The organism is Dyella sp. RRB7, from assembly GCF_022761115.1.
Lineage (GTDB): Bacteria > Pseudomonadota > Gammaproteobacteria > Xanthomonadales > Rhodanobacteraceae > Dyella.
In genome coordinates this window covers 245,264-263,017 of sequence record NZ_JAKWJS010000002.1, presented here as the reverse complement: position 1 = coordinate 263,017, position 17,754 = coordinate 245,264, and the positions used below count along the sequence as shown (strand labels likewise).

Sequence of the window (17,754 nt, the reverse complement as noted above, 5' to 3'; positions counted from 1 at the left end):
ACGAGGACACCGACCATGGGTCTCGAACCGAACATCGAACGACTCACCCAGCTCGAAGGCATCGGTTGCGCGCGCAAGCGCCGCGAGGACCCGCGCTTCATCCAGGGCAAGGGCACCTACGTCGATGACGTGAAGATGCCGGGCATGTGCTTCGGCGCGATGGTGCGCAGCCCGTATGCGAGCGCACGCATCAAGCGTATCGATGCTAGCCGCGCGCTGGCCTTGCCGGGCGTGATCGCGGTGATCACCGCCGAAGAACTCAAGCCGTTCAAGCTGCACTGGATGCCGACCCTGGCCGGCGACGTGCAGGCCGTGCTGGCCGACGGCAAGGTGTCGTTCCAGAACCAGGAAGTGGCCTTCGTCATCGCCGAGGATCGTTATCTCGCCGCCGACGGCGCCGACCTGGTGGAAGTGGAATACGAAGAACTGCCCGCCGTCGTCGATCCGAAAAAAGCGCTGGAACCCGACGCGCCCGCAGTGCGCGAGGATCTCGCCGGCAAGACCGATGGCGCCCATGGCGCCCGTCGCCACCACAACCACATCTTCAACTGGGAAGTGGGCGACAAGGACAAGACCGCGCGCGCGTTCGAGCAGGCCGAGGTGACGGTGAAGCAGGACATGCTGTATCCGCGCGTGCATCCGTGTCCGCTGGAAACCTGCGGCTGCGTCGCCTCCTACGACAAGGTGAAGGGTGACCTCACCGTGTACATCACCTCGCAGGCGCCGCATGTGGTGCGCACCGTGGTGGGCCTGCTGTCGAGCATTCCCGAGTCGAAGATCCGTATTATCTCGCCGGATATCGGCGGCGGTTTCGGCAACAAGGTGGGGGTGTATCCGGGCTATGTCTGCGCCATTGCCTCATCGATCGTGCTGGGCCGGCCGGTGAAATGGATCGAGTCGCGCAGCGAAAACCTCACCACCACCGCGTTCGCCCGCGATTACTGGATGACGGGCGAACTGGCCGCAACGAAAGAGGGCGTGATCAAGGCGCTGCGCGTGCATGTGTACGCCGACCACGGCGCGTTTGATGCCTGTGCCGATCCCACCAAGTGGCCGGCCGGCATGTTCCACGTCTGCACCGGCTCGTACGCCATTCCCCATGCGTTCGTGTCGGTCGATGGCGTCTACACCAACAAGTTCCCGGGTGGCGTGGCATATCGCTGTTCGTTTCGGGTCACCGAGGCGGTGTACCTGATCGAGCGCATGATCGACGTGCTGGCCCAGCGGCTGGGCATCGACAAGGCCGAAATCCGCCTGCGCAATTTCATCAGGAAGGAACAGTTTCCCTATCAGACGCCGCTTGGCCTGGAATACGACTCGGGCAACTACGAGCCGGCCCTGCGCAAGGTGATGGATGCGGTGGACTACCAGGCGCTGCGCCAGGAGCAGGCTGAGCGCCGCGCCGATCCGAATGCCGAATGGCTGATGGGCATCGGCGTCACCACCTTCACCGAGATCGTCGGGGCAGGGCCGTCCAAGATGTGCGACATCCTGGGCGTGGGCATGTTCGACTCGTGCGAGATCCGCGTGCACCCGGATGGCTCGGCCATCGCGCGCATGGGCACCATCACGCAGGGGCAGGGGCACCAGACCACCTATGCCCAGATCATCGCCACCGAGGCGGGCATTCCGGCCTCGGTGATCCAGGTGGAAGAGGGCGACACCTCCACCGCGCCCTATGGCCTGGGTACCTACGGTTCGCGTTCGACGCCGGTGGGCGGCGCGGCCACGGCGCGCTGCGCGCGGAAGATCCGCGAGAAGGCGCGCCTGATCGCGGCGCATCTGCTGGAGGTAAGCCCGGACGACCTGGCCTTCGATCTCGACCGCTTCGTCGTCAAGGGCTCGCCCGAACAGCTCAAGACCATGAAGGAAGTGGCCTGGGCCGCGTACAACAACGTACCGCCGGGCCTGGAAATGGGGCTGGAAGCGGTGGAGTACTACGACCCGCCCAACTTCACCTTCCCCTTCGGTTCCTATGTCTGCGTACTCGACATCAATCGCTACACCGGCGAAACCCGGGTGAGGCGTTTCTACGCGCTGGATGATTGCGGCACGCGCATCAACCCGATGATCATCGAGGGACAGGTGCACGGCGGCCTTACCGAAGGTTTTGCCGTGGCCATGGGCCAGCAGCTGCCTTACGACGAACAGGGCAACGTGCTTGGCGGCACCTTGATGGATTATTTCGTGCCCACCGCCGTAGAGACGCCGGTGTGGGAAACCGACTTCACCGTCACGCCCAGCCCGCATCATCCGATTGGCGCCAAGGGCGTGGCCGAGTCGCCGCACGTGGGCTCCATACCCTGCTTCTCATCCGCCGTCACGGACGCCTTCGCCCACCTGGGCGTTACCCATATGGACATGCCGCACAACGCCTACCGCATCTGGCAGCAATCGCATGCGCTTGGCCTGGACAGGCATTGAGCGATGAAGCTTGAACTGGAAAAGACCTTTCCCATGCCCGGTGGCAGCGACACCACCTGGACCTTCCTGCAGAACATCGAAGGCGTGGCGGGCTGCATGCCGGGCGCCAGGATCACCGAGCGCATCGATGAGCGCCACTACAAGGGCACCGTGTCACTGAAGGTGGGCCCGGCCAGCCTCACGTTCAAAGGCGATATCGAAGTAGTCGATATCGACACGCCCAACCGCACCGTGCACCTGGTGGGCAAAGGATCGGATTCGTCGGGAACCTCGGGTGCTTCGATGGATCTGGTGGCGCGGGTGGAAGCGGGCGACGCTCCCGGTGCCAGCCAGCTGGCAGGCAAGAGCGAGGTGTCCGTGAGCGGCAAGGCGGCGGCCTTCGGCGGGCGCATGATGGGCAGCGTCACCGAGCAGATCCTGCAGCAATTCGCGGCCAACTTCGCCGACGAAGTGCGGCGCCTGGCTGTCGCCGCCGGCCAGCCCGATGCGGCGGCTCCTTCCGGCGCACCGACTGCGCAAAGCCCCGCCGCCACGCCAAGGCCAAGCAAGGAGCTGAGCGCCTTGCGGCTGTTCTGGGGCGTGATCCGTGACTGGTTCCGTGGCCTGTTCGGCCGCAGCCGGTCGGCCTGATCGCGGACGCCCAGGCCATGGACCGCATGAGCGACGTCATCGCCCTGCAGCAACGCCTGCTGGCGCTGGGCTACGTCGCCGAGCGACCATTGGCCACCGTCCTGTTGCTGATGAACGAATTGCGCCGCCCCTTGCTGCTGGAAGGCGCCGCCGGCGTGGGCAAGACCGAAGTGGCCAAGGTACTCGCGCGCCTGCAAGCGACCGATTGCGTGCGCCTGCAATGCTACGAGGGGCTCGATGCGCATGCCGCCATGTACGAGTGGAACTACCAGCGCCAGTTGCTGGCGATACGCCTGCTGGAGCAGGACGACCGGCCGATGGCGAACAAGGAGCAGGACATCTTTTCCGAGCGCTACCTGCTCAAGCGGCCGCTGCTGGAGTCGATCACGCGCGAGCAGCCGGTGGTGCTGCTGATCGACGAGATCGACCGCGCCGACGAGGCTTTCGAAGCCTACCTGCTGGAGCTGCTTTCCGACTTCCAGCTGTCGATTCCTGAACTGGGCACCATCGCGGCGCGCTCGCGCCCGTGGGTGGTGCTCACCAGCAACGGCACGCGTGAACTGTCCGACGCGCTGCGGCGGCGCTGCCTATATCACTACCTTGAATACCCGTCGTTCGAAAAAGAACTGCTGATCGTCGAGACGCGCGTGCCGGCCGCGCCGGCCGCATTGGCACGCCAACTGGTGGAGTTCGTGCAATCGCTGCGACGGCTCGATCTGCAGCGTCGGCCGGGCATTGCCGAAACCCTGGACTGGGCCGCCGCGCTGCTGCGCCTCCACGTGGAACGGCTCGACACCGCCAGTCCCGAGGCGTTGCTGGACAGCCTTGCCGCGCTGCTGAAAACCCGCGCCGATTGTGCCGAGGTCAGTCCCGACGTGATGCGACGGCTGGTGGCGTCATGCTGACCCGTCGCGCCGATGCCAACCCTGCGGCACCGGTAACCCTGCAACGGGCGCTGTGCGTGCGCTTGACCGGCTTCGTTTCCTTCCTGCGCGCCAACGGTTTCGCGGTGGGGCTGGACGACGCTGCGTTGCTGGTCGAGGCGGCCAGTCGCATCGACCTGCTTGAACCGCAGCTGCTGCGCTGGTCGTCCCGGGCGCTGCTGTGCCGCCGTGCCGGCGATCGTTCGCGCTTTGACGAACTGTTCGATGCCTGGTTCCTGCCGCCGAACCGGCAGCGCCTGGTGGCGAGTCAGTCATCCAGCGCGGGCGTGCTGGACACGTCGCCTGCGCCGCTAGCCGGAGCCGGCGATGGCAGCGAGGGCATGCCGCAGGCCGCGGCCAATGATGCCTCCATCGGCAGCACCGATGGCGCCGCGTCGCAGCGTGGTGCCAGCAGCGAGGAGGCGCTGGAGCAGGCCGACTTCCGGCATCTGCATCAGCCCGACAGCATGCGCGCACTGGACACGCTGATGCGTCGCCTGGCCCGGCGTCTGCGCCGGTTGGCGATGCGGCGCGAACGGTCGGGTGGCATGCGCCGTATCGACTTGCGCGGAACGGCGCGACGCAGCGTTGCGCATGGCGGCGAGCCGATCGAACTGGCGTTCCGCGAGCGCCACCGTGAACGTCCGCGACTGGTACTGCTGCTTGACGTGAGCCGCTCGATGAACCTGTACAGCTTCTTCTTCCTGCGCCTGGCGCGCGCCCTGCTGGGTGCGCACTGGGACACTCACGTGTTCATCTGGCATACGCAGTTGAGCGACGTGGGCGAAGCGCTGCGCGACCCCGATCCGTGGCGCGCGCAGGAGCGCCTGCAATGGCTGTCGGCGGGCTGGGCGGGCGGCACCCGCATCGGCGATTGCCTGCGCCAGTTCGAACGCGAACACGCCTCGCTGCTGCATGCGCGTACCGCGCTGATCGTGGTCAGCGATGGCTACGACACCGGCGATGCCTCGCTGCTGGCCGGCACGCTGCGTCGCCTGCGCGGGCGCGCACGGCGGCTGGTGTGGCTCAACCCGCTGGCCGGTCGCGACGATTACCAGCCGCTGGCCCAAGGCATCGTGGCGGCCATGCCTTACCTGGATCTGCACGCACCGGCGCACGACCTGGCCAGCGTCGAGCGCGTGCTTGAGCCGTTGATCCGGGCCTTGCGATAGGAGACGGCCATGAGCACTCCTGAACTGCTCGATCTCGCGCGCGAATACCTGCGCCAGTCACGCCCGCACGCCTGGGTCACGGTGATTGCGGTGCAGCCACCCAGCTCGGCCTATGTCGGTGCGCAGGCCATCGTCGAGGCCGACGGCACCCTGCATGGCTGGGTGGGTGGCGGCTGTGTGCAGAGCGTGGTCAAGGCCACCGCCATGCGCGTCATCGCCACCGGGCATGCGCAACGGCTGCGCCTGAGCAACAGCGGCGACCCGATGGGCGATGTCGATGTGCAGCCCATGCAGTGCGCCAGCAACGGCGACGTGGAGCTGTTCATCCAGCCGGCGGCCGTTACGCCGCACCTGCGCGTGTACGGCAGTACGCCCGTGGCCCGGGCTGCCGCCTGGTTTGCGCGCGAGGTCGGCTTCGAGACGCTGATGGATTCGGCCGTGGCCGACACCGCCGAGTTTGCCGCGGCCCATGGCGTGCCTGCGGAGGCCGTGCACGTCTCCATGCTTGATCGTCCGGAATCCTATGCGCTGGTGGCCACCCAAGGGGATGGCGATGAAGCGGCGCTGGAAGACGCCCTGCAATCGTCGGCCCGTGCCGTGCTGGTGATTGCCAGCCGCCGCAAGGCCGAGCGCCTGCGCGCGGCCATGGCGTTGCGCGGCATCGGGGAAGAGCGGCTTGCCGACATGCACGCACCCGCCGGGCCGGATGTGGGCGCGATGACGCCGCATGAGATCGCGCTGGCCGCAGTGACCGGGCTGGTGGCCTTGCGGCATGGCCGGCGCGAGGCCGCCACCGGAGGCGCCTCGGCGATGGAGAAGGAAGGTTCGCCCGGTGCCGGCAAGGCGGTCGCCACCGGCTATGTGAATCCGGTATGCGGTGCCGTGGTCGATCCCGCCACGGCGCTCAGCAGCCTGACCATGGAAGGGCAGACCCACTATTTCTGCTGCACCGGGTGCCGTGCGGAGTTCGAGCGCAACCCGCGCAAGTACCTGGATATCGGCGCGCGCATGCGTCAACCCGAGCCGCAGGGCGCCGGCACATGAGTGCGGCGCCGTTCTCCGTGGTGCTGCTGGCCGCCGGGGCTTCGTCGCGGATGGCGGGGGCATTCAAGCAACTGCTGCCGCTGCCCCATGGCGATGGCGAGATGGCCGCAGTCCGTATCACCGCCAGCGCCTTGCTCGATGCCGGTCCCGAGGAAGTGGTGGTGGTGACCGGCCACCGCGGGCGCGAGGTGATGGCCGCGCTGATCGGCTTGCCGCTGAGCTTCCGCCACAACCCGCGCCATGCGGAAGGCCAGATGACATCGGTGGTCGCCGGCCTCGCGGCGCTCGCTCGCCCTTGCATGGCGGTGATGATCTGCCTCGCCGATATGGTGCTGCTCCGGGCCGATGACTACCGGGAACTGGCGCAGGCGTTCCTGGCGTTGCCGCGCGATGCCATCCTGGTGCCGTACCATGACGGCCAGCGCGGCAACCCGGTGGTGTTCGCCGCCAGCCGCGTGCCCGAGGTTCTCAGTGGACAGGTCAATCCGGGCTGCCGCCACCTGATCGAGGATCACCCGCAAGACGTCGTTCGCTACGAAGTGGGGCACGACCGCTGCACCACCGACATGGATACGCCGGACGACTACGCACGGATTCGCCGGCGCCTGGCCGGCCTTGCCTTGGCCTCGCAGGCTCCGTGAACAGGGCCGCCGTCGTGCGGCGGCTGTCGGCCCGGTCGCCTATTTCATCGACCGATGCCGCTAGACTCGGCATCAACATGATGACGTGCCGGGGAAGGGGGCGATCCATGTTCCAACTGACGGGCATGCTTTCATTGCAGGCGGGCGATCGCACGCTGGGCGGCCATGACCGCATCGAGCTGCTGGCCAAGATCGGTGAAACCGGATCGATCTCCGCTGCTGCGCGTGCCGTCGGCATGAGCTACAAAGGCGCCTGGGACGCCATCGACGCCATGAACAACCTGGCCGACGAGCCGCTGGTGGTCCGCGCCACCGGCGGGAGGTACGGCGGCGGCACCCGCTTGACGGCGTATGGCGAGCAGTTGATCAAGGCTTTCAAGCTGCTGGAGGCCGAACATCGGCGCTTCGTCGAGCAGTTCCGCACGCTGGATGAGGCATCCCTCCGCAACCTGTCACTCATGAGGCGCTTGATGATCAGGACCAGTGCACGTAACCAGTTTTCCGGCAAGGTGGTGGTCGTACGCAAAGGCACCGTCAACGATGTGGTGGAGCTGGAAATCGCCGGCGGCCAGCGCATCGTGGCCACCGTCACCTGCGAGAGCACGCAGCACCTGGGCCTGGTGCCGGGCAGGGAGGCGATGGCGCTGATCAAGGCGTCTTCCGTGCTGATCGGGCTGCCCAGTGAATCGATGCGACTGTCTGCCCGCAATCAACTGGCCGGCCGGGTAACCCGGATCACGCGTGGCGCAGTCAACGCCGAGGTGACGATCCAGCTGGATGGCGGCAGCGTCATCGTCGCCATCGTCACCAACGAAAGCATCGAGACGCTGGATCTTGAGGAAGGCGCGGCGGTGGTCGCCATCATCAAGGCATCGAGCATCATCCTGGGCACTACGGACTAACCGGACGTTGCCGGCCAGGCCTTGGCTGTTTCGCAAGTTCATGCGGGCTCGTGCGCCACCCATGTGGCAAAGTCGTATGGACGCCATTATGTAGTGACATATATAACGCCCACGGGGCCAGCCTTTTACATCACTAGGGGAGACGTCAGACATGTCAGTAAAACTTCTTGCCGCCGCCTTGGCAACGCTGCTCTGCACCTACTGCATGCAAGCCAGTGCCGACGACAACAGCTTCGATGACATCTTCACGCAGGGGCATGTCGATGGCGAGTTGCGCGCCTATGACTTCGCCCGCATCTACGACACCAACAAAACGCCTGACGCACACGCTTTCTCCCTGGCGGCATTGATCAATGCGCAGACGGGCGCATTCGCCGGTGGTTTCAGCTTCGGCGGTTCCTTCGTTACCGCCAACTCGCTGGGCACGCAGTCCGACACGGTGGCCAAGATCGACGTATCGCTGATGGGGCCGCACCAGTCGATCGGTGCCTTCAGCCAGTTGTTCGCGCAGTTCCAGCGTGACTGGGTCTTGGTGCGCGGTGGCTTCCAGTACCTCAATACGCCCTGGATGGGCGGTAATGATTCCCGTGTGATTCCCTCGTCCTACAACGCCATCCTGACCAAGTTCACGCCGGTGGATGGCTGGGATATCTATGGCATCCGCAGCTTCGACTGGAAGAGCCGTACGTCCAACGGCATGTATGCGGACAACCTCTACTACCCGAGCACCTATGACGGTGACTCGATGTATGGCAACAACGGCTCGCTACCGGCGGATGCACGTTCGGCCACGGGCACCTGGACCGGCGGCACCACGTATAGCGGCAATGGCATCAAGGCCCAGGCCTGGTACTACGACTTCATGCATTTCGCCCGCATGGGCTACGTGGAAGGCAGCTATACGCTCAAGACCGGCACGCCGTTCAATCCCTTCATTGCCGCGCAGTACGTGACCGAGAACACCGGCACCGACAACGTGTTGGTGAATACGCAGACCAAGTTGTTCGGCCTGCCGGGCACGCGCGTAAGCAACGATACCTGGGGCGCCGACCTGGGCACGTCGGTGTTCGATGGCCGTGTCGATGTGGCCTATAACAAGATGGCCTACAAGGCCGGGGCCGTGGGCGGCGGCGCGCTGATCTCGCCGTATACCACCAACTACGCTACCGACCCGCTCTACACCACCTCGATGATTCGCGGCCTGGTGGAAGAGGGCCCGGGACACGCGTGGAAAGCCAAGGCCCTGTACAACTTCTTCGACAAGAAGCTGCAGCTGGTGGCGGCCTACGCCAAGTACGATACCGACCTGCGTGGCAACAGCCACGACATCTACGCGGACATCATCTACAACTTCGATGGCTACCTGAAAGGCTTGACGCTGCGCGATCGCTGGGAGCGCTCCACCGGCGGCATCGACAACCTCAACCCGGGCAATGAGTCGTTTACCTATAACCGCTTGATGATCAGCTACAAGTTCTGACGCGCTGCGGCGTTCTTCTGGTCAGGCCCGGCGGCTGGACGGTCGCCGGGCTTGAAGCGCGGGCGTTACCCCTTGAACGTCACCACCAGCACATCACGAAACGCCGGCGCATCGGCCACGAGCGGCGTCACCGGCGTCACGCCGTGAAAGACGCTGGGGTCGTGAATCAGCGCCGCATCCAGTGGATGGGTCAGGGTGAAATCGCCCAGCAGTCGACCATCGGGGGCATGGATGGTGGTGGTGCCACTGGCTATGTTCTGGCGATTCACCAGCAGCACCAGCACGTAATCCACGCCATCGCGGTGACTGCCTTCCGGCGTCGGCTCGCCCGCCGCACCGGTGGTCGCTTCGATGCGAAACTGATGCACCTCGATATGCCAGCGTGGCACCGCAGGTGCCAGCGCGCCAAAGAACGCGTTGCAGAACTGCAGGATGGTGCGCAGGGTGGCGCCCGTCGCCACCGATGGACTGATGGGCTCGAACCATCGCTGGATATCGCCCTGCAACGCGTTGTACTGCAACGCCTGGAAATGCGCCTGATGCGGTTCGGCAACGACCGGGCCTTGCGCGACGGCAGAGAACGTCGCATGGCGTCTGCGCCGAAAACGACCCTTGGTCGCCAGGTACGGGTCGGGGCCCAGATGGTTCCAGCTATCCGCAAAGTCCGTCCAGTCGGACAACGGCCCCAGCGACGACAGCAGCGGCCGCATCGTGGCGGCTTCCACAAAGGCAAAACCATCGCGCCTTACTTCATGGAGAAGCGTCGAAGCCGCCGATTCAAGTTGATTGAGCATCGCGGAATTATGGGCGATGCGCATGGCCTTTGATACCCGCGGCGCGCGGATCGCGGCGCCGCGGGGCAATCATGGCATTCGATGGGGCTCCAGCATCACTCGCCGGGCAGCCACCATGGCTCCGGTTTCGTCGGGCCATGCACGTCGAACAGATGCTTGAATCGCGACGGTTGGCTGCGCAGGTACTGCTTGGGCGCGCGCACCTGCGCACCCAGTTCCGCCGCGGCATGCCAGGGCCAGCGCGGGTCATAGAGAATGGTGCGGGCCAGCGCGATCATGTCGGCATCACCGGTGGCGACGATGGCTTCGGCTTGTTCCGCTTCGGTGATCAGGCCCACGGCGACCACGGGCATATCCACGGCGGCCTTGACCGCGCGGGCCAGTGGCACCTGATAACCGGGCCCGACAGGAATCTTCTGCGCCGGATCGAGGCCGCCGCTGGAAACGTGGATGGCATCGCATCCGCGCGCCTCAAGCGCCTTGGCAAACGCGACGATCTGCGTGACATCCAGGCCGCCAGCCACCCAGTCGGTGGCCGATACGCGCACCGTCACGACCTTTTCCGCAGGAAACGCCGCGCGTACCGCGTCGAACACCTCCAGCGGGAAGCGCATGCGGTTTTCCACCGAGCCGCCATAAGCGTCGGTGCGCTGATTGGACAGTGGCGAGAGAAACTGGTGCAGCAGATAACCATGCGCCGCGTGCAGCTGCACCACATCGATGCCAAGTCGCGCGGCGCGCCTGGCCGCGGCGGCAAAGGCCTCGCGCACGCGGGCCAGGCCTGCGTCATCCAGCGCCACCGGTGTTTGATAACCCTCGGCGAACGGAATGGCAGAGGGCGCTTCGACCTGCCATCCATGCGGATCGCCCGCCGGCAGCGGGCCGCCTCCCGCCCAGGGCACCTCGGTCGAGGCCTTGCGGCCGGCATGATTGAGCTGGATCGCGATGGGCATGTTCGACCAATGCCGCACGCCATCCAGCACCCGGCGCATGGCGGCCTCGGTTTCGTCGTTGTACAGGCCCACGTCCCCATAGGTGATGCGGCCCTCCGGCGACACGCCGGTGGCCTCGATGGTCAGCAGCGCCGCGCCGGACAGGGCCAGCTGGCCCAGATGGATCAGGTGCCAATCGTTCATGCAGCCGTGCTGGGCCGAGTACTGGCACATGGGCGCAATGATGATGCGGTTGGACAGTTCGAGGTTGCGAATGCGGATGGGCTTGAACAGGGCGGGGTGGGCCATGTCGATCTCCTGGGCTCCGACCAACAGAGTAACGATCCATGCCGGACGGGTAAGCGCCAACGGCACGGCCGAAAGCCGCATGCTATCAGTGCCGATGGTTGCGTCGCGTTGACGCCTCTGGGGTCGCGCAATTTCTCACGAGCAACTCCGGGCCGCAGCCTCTGATGGGTGGCAGTGGCGTTCTCTTCGCCATCACCATGGCACTGGGATTATCCGGGCCTTCCTTTTTACAGAGAGGCGATCATGACGACCGTAGCCGAGAGACTGGTTGAAACCCTGGAGGCCGCTGGCGTGGAGCGCATTTATGGACTGGTTGGCGATTCCTTGAATGGCATCACCGACTCGCTGCGGGAACGCAAGCGTACGCAGTGGATACCCGTCCGGCATGAAGAGGTCGCCGCGTTTGCCGCCGGCGCCGATGCGCAGCTGACCGGAAAACTGGCGGTATGCGCCGGCAGCTGCGGCCCGGGAAACCTGCATCTCATCAATGGCTTGTTTGATTGCCATCGCAATCGCGTGCCGGTGCTGGCCATCGCCGCGCAAATCCCCAGTACGGAAATCGGTTCGGGCTATTTCCAGGAAACCCATCCGCAAGTCCTGTTCAAGGAATGCAGCCATTACGCGGAACTCATCAGCGACGCCGACCACGTCCCGCGCATCGTCGAAACGGCCATCCGCGAGGCTGTCAGCAAGCAGGGCGTCGCCGTCATCGTGATCCCGGGTGACGTGGCATTGCGTGAGGCCGGCACGCGCAAGCCATCGCCGCAACTGATTCCCAAGCTGCCCAAGATCGTCGCGGAAGACGCGGACATCGATGAGCTGGCGGCGCTGCTCAATGGCGGCAAGCGCGTCACGCTGCTGTGTGGCGCGGGCTGCGCGGGCGCGCATGATGACGTGGTGGCGCTGGCTTCCCGGTTGAATGCGCCGGTCGTGCATGCCTTGCGCGGCAAGGAGCACGTCGAGTGGGACAACCCGTTCGACGTCGGCATGACGGGGTTGATCGGCTTCTCCTCGGGTTACTACGCCATGCTGGCATGCGATACCTTGCTCATGCTGGGCACGGATTTTCCCTATCGCCAGTTCTATCCCGAGCAGGCGCGCATCGCCCAGGTCGACAACCGCGGCGAGAACCTGGGCAAACGATGCCGGCTTGACCTGGGCGTCATCGGCGACGTATCCGACGTGCTCAAGCGCCTGCTCGATCGCGTGTCGCAAAAATCGGACGACTCGCACCTCAAGACGGCCGTGGAGCACTACAGGAAAGCACGCGCCGACCTGGATGCCCTGGCCGTGGGCCACGCATCCCAGCGCGCCATCCATCCGCAACTGGTGGCGAAAGTGGTCAGTGACCTGGCGGCGGAAGATGCCATCGTCACCTGCGACGTCGGCGAACCCACGGTGTGGGCCGCGCGCTATTTACGGGTCAATGGCAAGCGCCGCCTGCTGGGTTCCTTCCTGCATGGCTCGATGGCCAATGCCGTGCCCCAGGCCATTGGCGCGCAGACCGCTTACCCGGGCCGGCAAGTCGTTTCCATGTCGGGCGATGGCGGCTTCAGCATGCTGATGGGCGACCTGCTTACCGTGCGGGCGTCCAAGTTGCCGATAAAGATCGTGATATTCAACAACGGCCTGCTGGGTTTCGTGGATATCGAAATGAAGGCCGCTGGCTTTCTGCCCATGGGCACGCACCTGGACAACCCGAACTTCGCCAAGATGGCGGAGGCGGCGGGCATCTATGGCGTTCGGGTGGAAGACGCCGCGCAGCTTGCCGACGCCGTCAGGCAGGCGTTCGCGCATGATGGTCCGGCGGTCATCGACGTGGTCACCGACCCCCTGGAGCTGATCTTGCCGCCCAAGATAACGCTGGAGCAGGCCAAGGGCTTCAGCATCTGGATGATGAAGGCCGTGCTCAACGGCAAGGCCAACGAGATCGTCGAGCTGGCGCGTACCGCTTTCGGACGCTGACGGGCGGGGCGAGGGAGGGTCAATCGATACCGTATCGTCGCAAGAAAGCTGCCGCTTTCGGCTCTTGCTGCTTTTAAGCCTGGTCTTAAATCCGTAGCGGCTGCTTTCCGAAATCCTGACTGGCGCTGGACGTGGAGTGCGTCATCGACGCACCCGACACCTCGCAGCCCAACCACTTGTGTCCCGGGTACGCGTCAGTCCGCATGATGCCGCGTTTCCCAGGGTCTCTCTGGAGGATTTCATGCCATCGGTGCCGTATATCCGTCATCTTTCCGCTTGCGTGATGGTTGTGGCCACGCTGGCATGCGCAACAATGGCGAAGGCCGCCATCTCGTTGAGCAGCACGCGCATGGTCCTCGATGATGCGCACAGAAGTGCCTCGATCCTGGTGCACAACGGCAAGTCGAGGGTGTTGATCCGATCATGGATAGAGCGCAACGCACCGGGCGATACGCGCGATCTCCCGCTGGTGGTCAGTCCGCCCCTGGCGAAGATGCAGCCCAATGCGCAGCAGCGTTTGCGCGTTCAGTACGCGGAGAGCGGGGACGCCCTGCCCAAGGACAGGGAGTCCGTCCTTTGGTTGAACGTGCAGGAGATTCCCGAGGCCGCCAAAGGAGGCAAGGCGCCGCAAGTGGCGGTTCGCCAGCGCATCAAGCTGTTCTTCCGTCCCGCCGGCTTGAAGGGTTCGGCAGCCAACGCGCCGACCGAACTTGAATGGACCATCGGCCGGGAGGGTGGCGTACCTGTGCTCAAGGTGGTCAATGCCAGCGCATATAACGTGTCCATCAACCGCATCGCCCTGGGCGGCGCCAGCATCGCCAAGCCGACCATGCTGGCGCCGGGAGAATCCACCCGTTTTCCGTTGAAAGACGCTTCGCCCGCCACCGATGCGCCGTTGACGTTCCAGAGCATCAACGACTACGGCGGCGTCAATACCTATCGGGCGAAGCTATCCGGAGCAATGGCAGTCAGGGCGAAAGTGGTTCATTAGCCATCGCACCTGCTTTCGGGGCAGGGCATTGCGCATGGCCGGGGCGGAACAATGAAACATCCGCCCCGGCAGGTTCCTTGCCGCATCAGAAGTAAGACAGGGTGATGAGATGGTCACCCGAGTCGGCATGTTCCATCTCATGCAGCGTGATGCCTTGCTCGCCGTGCTCGGGTTGGCTCCAGACGGTAAGGTGGCTATCCACCTGGGTCGTGACGCGGGACGCGAGCTGATCGCGCCCGCATACGACGGCGAGGGAGGGCTGGGCGTTGCGCGACGGCGTGGCGGGCAGGCATTGGGCTGCTTCGACAATGGCGCCGCGGAAGTGAATGGTGTTGTGGGAGGCAGAAGCCTGCTCGACCAGGGACGTGCTGATAAGCAACGCCAGTAACGCCGTGAGTTTGCGCTTGGAGATGTTCATCGCTTTTTCCTTTCGGTTTGTACGGTCCATCAATGGGACCACGGTGCCGCAACTGCATATCCGGCAAAGCGCTCTTTCCAAGAGTCTGGGAACGTGTCGACCCCACGGCGTCGACGGCTGCCTTGCAGTTGTTGCCATGCCACTTTCTCGAAGCGGTTGTAGCGATGATGTGTAATGAGAATTAATGCTTTGTATCCCGATATCGATTCAGCTTACGCCTACAAGAAGAAGCGATTAACTCGGTATCGGCGGCGCATCATTGGCCCCGGCATGGGGCGTTCGCTACCATCGTTCCGCAAGATGGCATGGGCGATTGACCATCGCCCCGACGCGCGCCGCGGGCTCGCCTTCGACGCTTCGACTACACGGGGTGGCTAACGTTGGATACTTTCACCGTCATCATCGCGATGCTGGTAGCCGTCTTGCTCAGTGGCATGCTGGTTCGCCTGCTTCCCGTGGCCATTCCACTGCCGTTCGTACAGATGGCGCTCGGTTTCGTCATCGCCGCCGTGTTGCAACGTGGCGTGGTGCTCGAACCGGACATCTTCTTCCTGCTGTTTCTGCCGCCACTGCTTTTTCTGGATGGCTGGCGAGTATCCAAGGTCGCCGTGCTGCGGGATTCATCGGCCATCCTGCAATTGGCCTTCGGCCTGGTCTTTTTTACGGTGATCGGCGTGGGCTACCTGATTCACTGGAGCATTCCCGCGGTGCCGCTTCCGGTGGCATTCGCGCTGGCCGCCATCGTGTCGCCCACCGATCCGGTGGCGGTCGCCGCCATTGCCCGCAAGGTCGCCATACCCAAGCGGATGATGGCGATACTGGAGGGCGAGTCGCTGTTCAATGACGCCAGCGGGCTGGTGGCATTTCGTTTTGCCGTGGCGGCGGTCATGACCGGCACGTTCTCGCTGCGGCAGGCAGCGCTGTCGTTCTTGTGGGTTGCCGTGGCGGGCATGGTGGTGGGTGCCGGTCTTACCTATCTGGTGGCGAAGGCGCGCAAGTTCATCACCCGTCGCCTGGGCGAGGATCAGGGCACCGAAGTGCTGTTGAGCCTGTTGACCCCATTCTTTGTCTACTACGTCGCCGAGCGCGTGGGCGCCTCGGGCATTCTCGCCGTGGTGGCGGCGGGCATCGTGATGAGTTATGCCGAGATGTCCGGCGGCGTCCTGGCGGAAACGCGCATGGCGCGCCACGCGGCGTGGAGCATGGTGCGGTTTCTGCTCAACGGCGTGATATTCGTGCTGCTCGGCGAACAAGTGCCCACCATTCTCGCCGGCCTATCCGAGGCCGCCCATGAAAGCGGCGCTCACTCGCCGCCCTGGTTGCTTGCCTACGGCGTGTTGATTTGTGTTGGCCTGGTGTTCCTCCGATTTTTGTGGGTATCGGCGTCGCTGTGGATCAACGTGAAGCGCGCCAGGCACAGGGGAGACGATGTGCCGCCTATCGGGCTACGACTTGTGCTTGCCATGTCGCTGGCGGGCGTGCGCGGCGCCGTTACGCTGGCCGGTGTCTTGACGCTGCCGTTGGCCTTGCCGGACGGTTCGCCGTTTCCGGCGCGCAACCTGGCGATTCTGCTGGCTGCCCTGGTCATCATGCTGTCGCTGCTGCTGGCCAGCATCGCTTTGCCGCGCCTGTTGCATGGCCTGCAATTCCCGGATAGCGGGCGAGCGGAGCAGGAGCGCGCGCTTACCCAGGACGCCATGCTCGAAGCGGCGCTGCAAAGCATTGCGCGTCAACAAGCCGAAAGCCCGGTGAGTGATGCGGGCTTGTATGCCAGGGTGGCGGATAGTCTGGCCCAGGTCTTGCGCCAGCGCGCTGGCGAGCCCGACGAAGGTGTCTCGGTGGACGAACTGGCGCGACAAGCCGAGATCGAGCGTCGCATGCGACTTGGCGCCATCGTGGCATCACGCGAAGCCGTTTTTCATCTCGCGCGTACTCACCGTATTTCCGATACGTTGGCTCGTGAGCAAGTTCGATTGCTGGATATGCAGGAAGCTCGCATCCGCTCGACGGCGGGTTGAGCGTTACCGCTGTCGAAGCGGCTTGCCCCGGTTGCTGATGGCATCCGGTAGCGCGCCATGAACTGCCGTTCTTGCGCGCGAGCGTTTTGCTCAAACACTTCTTGTCCATGATCTGGCCACGATCCTTCTTGCTGATTCGGGAGGGTTTTTGCGGCAATGCCTGGATTTTTAGGCATCGTCCGATCTTCTTGGGGCTCACCGATCTTTAACCTTCTCGTTGGGTAAGTCGAACGTTTCACACGTCGATCCATCTGGCAACCCTCGCTGCGGTGCGGGTCTGCGATATGGCCTCCTTGGGGGAGCGCTTATCCGATATCCCGCCTAGGGAATGGCGTCCTGGAGTGCAGTGAATTCCACGCTGGTTGGGTGGTGTGGCTGTGCTGCGGCCCATTTCATGGGGATAACCCGTCCAACCATCAACTTTATAAAGTGAGTACATCCATGAAGAAGCTTCTCCTCTCCGCCATGATTGCCGCTGCAGGTGTTGTCGCCCTGGCGCCAGCCGCTTATGCGGCTGACGGCACCATCACCTTCAACGGCTCGGTCACCGCCAATACCTGCACGATCAACGGCAGCGTGTCACCGGCCTCGCAGAGCGTCCAACTTCCGGTGGTGTCGGCCACTACGCTCAACGGCGGCGCTGGCAAGACCGCTGGCCAGACCGCATTCCAGATCGCCCTGGCCAACTGCGGGGGCAGCGGCAGTGTCCGCGCGCATTTCGAAGGCCCGAACGTCGACACGTCCAATGGTTACCTGTTGCTCTCGGGTACTACCGGCGTGGCCTCCAATGTGGAAATCCAGCTGCTCAACAGTTTGTCCCAGCCTATCCTGGCCAACGCAGTTGACGGCAGCCAGAACACCGACCTCGTCCCGATCTCCGGCAACAGTGCCACGCTGCATTTCTATGCCCAGTACATCTCCACCGCCGGCACGGTTTCGGCGGGCTCGGCAAATTCCAGCGTGCTTTACACCCTGTCGTACCAGTAAGCCTCAGGCAGGCGTCTCCCCGGCAACGGGGAGGCTCCTGCGGCCCGGACTGGCCTTTGGCTACCTCACCGCATCGGTGACTCCACCTGGCAGGTCTCTATGCCGCTGATGCCTTTGATTGGAA

At 64.4% G+C, this 17,754-nt stretch carries 15 protein-coding genes; 12 read left to right on the top strand and 3 right to left on the bottom strand.

Translation table 11 applies throughout. The features are described 5' to 3' along the window. Positions 1-15: 15 nt before the first annotated feature. From MJ606_RS07440 to MJ606_RS07405, 8 genes are all read left to right on the top strand, one after another. Positions 16-2,424, top strand: a complete 2,409-nt coding sequence (locus tag MJ606_RS07440) for an aerobic carbon-monoxide dehydrogenase large subunit (RefSeq protein ID WP_243048853.1) — start codon at positions 16-18, stop codon at positions 2,422-2,424. A 3-nt stretch (positions 2,425-2,427) separates the two neighbouring features. Further along, entirely contained in the window at positions 2,428-3,054 is a 627-nt protein-coding gene (locus MJ606_RS07435) for an SRPBCC family protein (RefSeq protein WP_243048852.1), read from the top strand. A gap of 26 nt (positions 3,055-3,080) precedes the next feature. Then, on the top strand, positions 3,081-3,959 hold the full coding sequence (locus tag MJ606_RS07430) for a MoxR family ATPase (RefSeq protein WP_243048851.1): 879 nt from the start codon (positions 3,081-3,083) through the stop codon (positions 3,957-3,959). After that, a complete protein-coding gene (locus MJ606_RS07425) occupies positions 3,953-5,149 on the top strand; it encodes a VWA domain-containing protein (RefSeq protein WP_243048850.1) in 1,197 nt (398 codons plus the stop codon). Before MJ606_RS07430 ends, MJ606_RS07425 begins: the two co-directional genes overlap by 7 nt. Before the next feature lie 9 nt (positions 5,150-5,158). Further along, positions 5,159-6,193: an XdhC family protein gene (locus MJ606_RS07420; RefSeq protein WP_243048849.1), complete on the top strand. Its 1,035-nt coding sequence runs from the start codon at positions 5,159-5,161 to the stop codon at positions 6,191-6,193. Next, on the top strand, positions 6,190-6,834 hold the full coding sequence (locus MJ606_RS07415) for a nucleotidyltransferase family protein (protein ID WP_243048848.1): 645 nt from the start codon (positions 6,190-6,192) through the stop codon (positions 6,832-6,834). Before MJ606_RS07420 ends, MJ606_RS07415 begins: the two co-directional genes overlap by 4 nt. A gap of 107 nt (positions 6,835-6,941) precedes the next feature. Continuing rightward, a complete protein-coding gene (locus tag MJ606_RS07410; RefSeq protein ID WP_243048847.1) occupies positions 6,942-7,736 on the top strand; it encodes a TOBE domain-containing protein in 795 nt (264 codons plus the stop codon). 151 nt (positions 7,737-7,887) lie between these two features. Further along, a complete protein-coding gene (locus tag MJ606_RS07405) occupies positions 7,888-9,216 on the top strand; it encodes a hypothetical protein (RefSeq protein ID WP_243048846.1) in 1,329 nt (442 codons plus the stop codon). 65 nt (positions 9,217-9,281) lie between these two features. Here MJ606_RS07405 and MJ606_RS07400 read toward each other — a convergent pair whose 3' ends face one another. Together MJ606_RS07400 and MJ606_RS07395 are read right to left on the bottom strand one after the other, a co-directional pair. After that, positions 9,282-9,926, bottom strand: coding sequence for a 2OG-Fe dioxygenase family protein (locus tag MJ606_RS07400; RefSeq protein WP_243048845.1), 645 nt, complete (start codon positions 9,924-9,926; stop codon positions 9,282-9,284). A gap of 179 nt (positions 9,927-10,105) precedes the next feature. After that, positions 10,106-11,251: an NADH:flavin oxidoreductase/NADH oxidase gene (locus MJ606_RS07395; protein WP_243048844.1), complete on the bottom strand. Its 1,146-nt coding sequence runs from the start codon at positions 11,249-11,251 to the stop codon at positions 10,106-10,108. Between the two features lie 243 nt (positions 11,252-11,494). On the opposite strand from MJ606_RS07395, the gene poxB reads away from it, so the two are divergent. Beyond that, positions 11,495-13,216 (top strand): ubiquinone-dependent pyruvate dehydrogenase, encoded by a 1,722-nt coding sequence (gene poxB, locus MJ606_RS07390; protein ID WP_243048843.1) that lies wholly within the window; start codon positions 11,495-11,497, stop codon positions 13,214-13,216. Positions 13,217-13,529: 313 nt separating this feature from the next. Continuing rightward, positions 13,530-14,207, top strand: coding sequence for a molecular chaperone (locus MJ606_RS07385; RefSeq protein ID WP_243048842.1), 678 nt, complete (start codon positions 13,530-13,532; stop codon positions 14,205-14,207). A gap of 85 nt (positions 14,208-14,292) precedes the next feature. On the opposite strand, the gene MJ606_RS07380 is transcribed toward MJ606_RS07385, so the two are convergent. Next, positions 14,293-14,625: a hypothetical protein gene (locus MJ606_RS07380; protein WP_243048841.1), complete on the bottom strand. Its 333-nt coding sequence runs from the start codon at positions 14,623-14,625 to the stop codon at positions 14,293-14,295. A gap of 380 nt (positions 14,626-15,005) precedes the next feature. Here MJ606_RS07380 and MJ606_RS07375 point away from each other — a divergent pair, with 380 nt between their 5' ends. Both MJ606_RS07375 and MJ606_RS07370 read left to right on the top strand, forming a co-directional pair. After that, the gene (locus MJ606_RS07375; protein ID WP_243048840.1) at positions 15,006-16,643 is read left to right on the top strand and encodes a Na+/H+ antiporter; all 1,638 of its coding nucleotides are present in this window, start codon (positions 15,006-15,008) and stop codon (positions 16,641-16,643) included. Positions 16,644-17,084: 441 nt separating this feature from the next. Continuing rightward, positions 17,085-17,630 carry a fimbrial protein gene (locus tag MJ606_RS07370; RefSeq protein WP_243048839.1) on the top strand — a complete coding sequence of 182 codons (546 nt, stop codon included), beginning with the start codon at positions 17,085-17,087 and terminating at the stop codon, positions 17,628-17,630. Positions 17,631-17,754 lie beyond the last annotated feature (124 nt).

Excerpts from the sequence above, each read along its gene's own strand:
- MJ606_RS07440 (WP_243048853.1), top strand. The coding sequence starts at position 16 with ATGGGTCTCGAACCGAACATCGAACGACTCACCCAGCTCGAAGGCATC.
- MJ606_RS07435 (WP_243048852.1), top strand. The coding sequence starts at position 2,428 with ATGAAGCTTGAACTGGAAAAGACCTTTCCCATGCCCGGTGGCAGCGAC.
- MJ606_RS07430 (WP_243048851.1), top strand. The coding sequence starts at position 3,081 with ATGAGCGACGTCATCGCCCTGCAGCAACGCCTGCTGGCGCTGGGCTAC.
- MJ606_RS07425 (WP_243048850.1), top strand. The coding sequence starts at position 3,953 with ATGCTGACCCGTCGCGCCGATGCCAACCCTGCGGCACCGGTAACCCTG.
- MJ606_RS07420 (WP_243048849.1), top strand. The coding sequence starts at position 5,159 with ATGAGCACTCCTGAACTGCTCGATCTCGCGCGCGAATACCTGCGCCAG.
- MJ606_RS07415 (WP_243048848.1), top strand. The coding sequence starts at position 6,190 with ATGAGTGCGGCGCCGTTCTCCGTGGTGCTGCTGGCCGCCGGGGCTTCG.
- MJ606_RS07410 (WP_243048847.1), top strand. The coding sequence starts at position 6,942 with ATGTTCCAACTGACGGGCATGCTTTCATTGCAGGCGGGCGATCGCACG.
- MJ606_RS07405 (WP_243048846.1), top strand. The coding sequence starts at position 7,888 with ATGTCAGTAAAACTTCTTGCCGCCGCCTTGGCAACGCTGCTCTGCACC.
- MJ606_RS07400 (WP_243048845.1), bottom strand. The coding sequence starts at position 9,926 with ATGCGGCCGCTGCTGTCGTCGCTGGGGCCGTTGTCCGACTGGACGGAC.
- MJ606_RS07395 (WP_243048844.1), bottom strand. The coding sequence starts at position 11,251 with ATGGCCCACCCCGCCCTGTTCAAGCCCATCCGCATTCGCAACCTCGAA.
- poxB (WP_243048843.1), top strand. The coding sequence starts at position 11,495 with ATGACGACCGTAGCCGAGAGACTGGTTGAAACCCTGGAGGCCGCTGGC.
- MJ606_RS07385 (WP_243048842.1), top strand. The coding sequence starts at position 13,530 with ATGGCGAAGGCCGCCATCTCGTTGAGCAGCACGCGCATGGTCCTCGAT.
- MJ606_RS07380 (WP_243048841.1), bottom strand. The coding sequence starts at position 14,625 with ATGAACATCTCCAAGCGCAAACTCACGGCGTTACTGGCGTTGCTTATC.
- MJ606_RS07370 (WP_243048839.1), top strand. The coding sequence starts at position 17,085 with ATGAAGAAGCTTCTCCTCTCCGCCATGATTGCCGCTGCAGGTGTTGTC.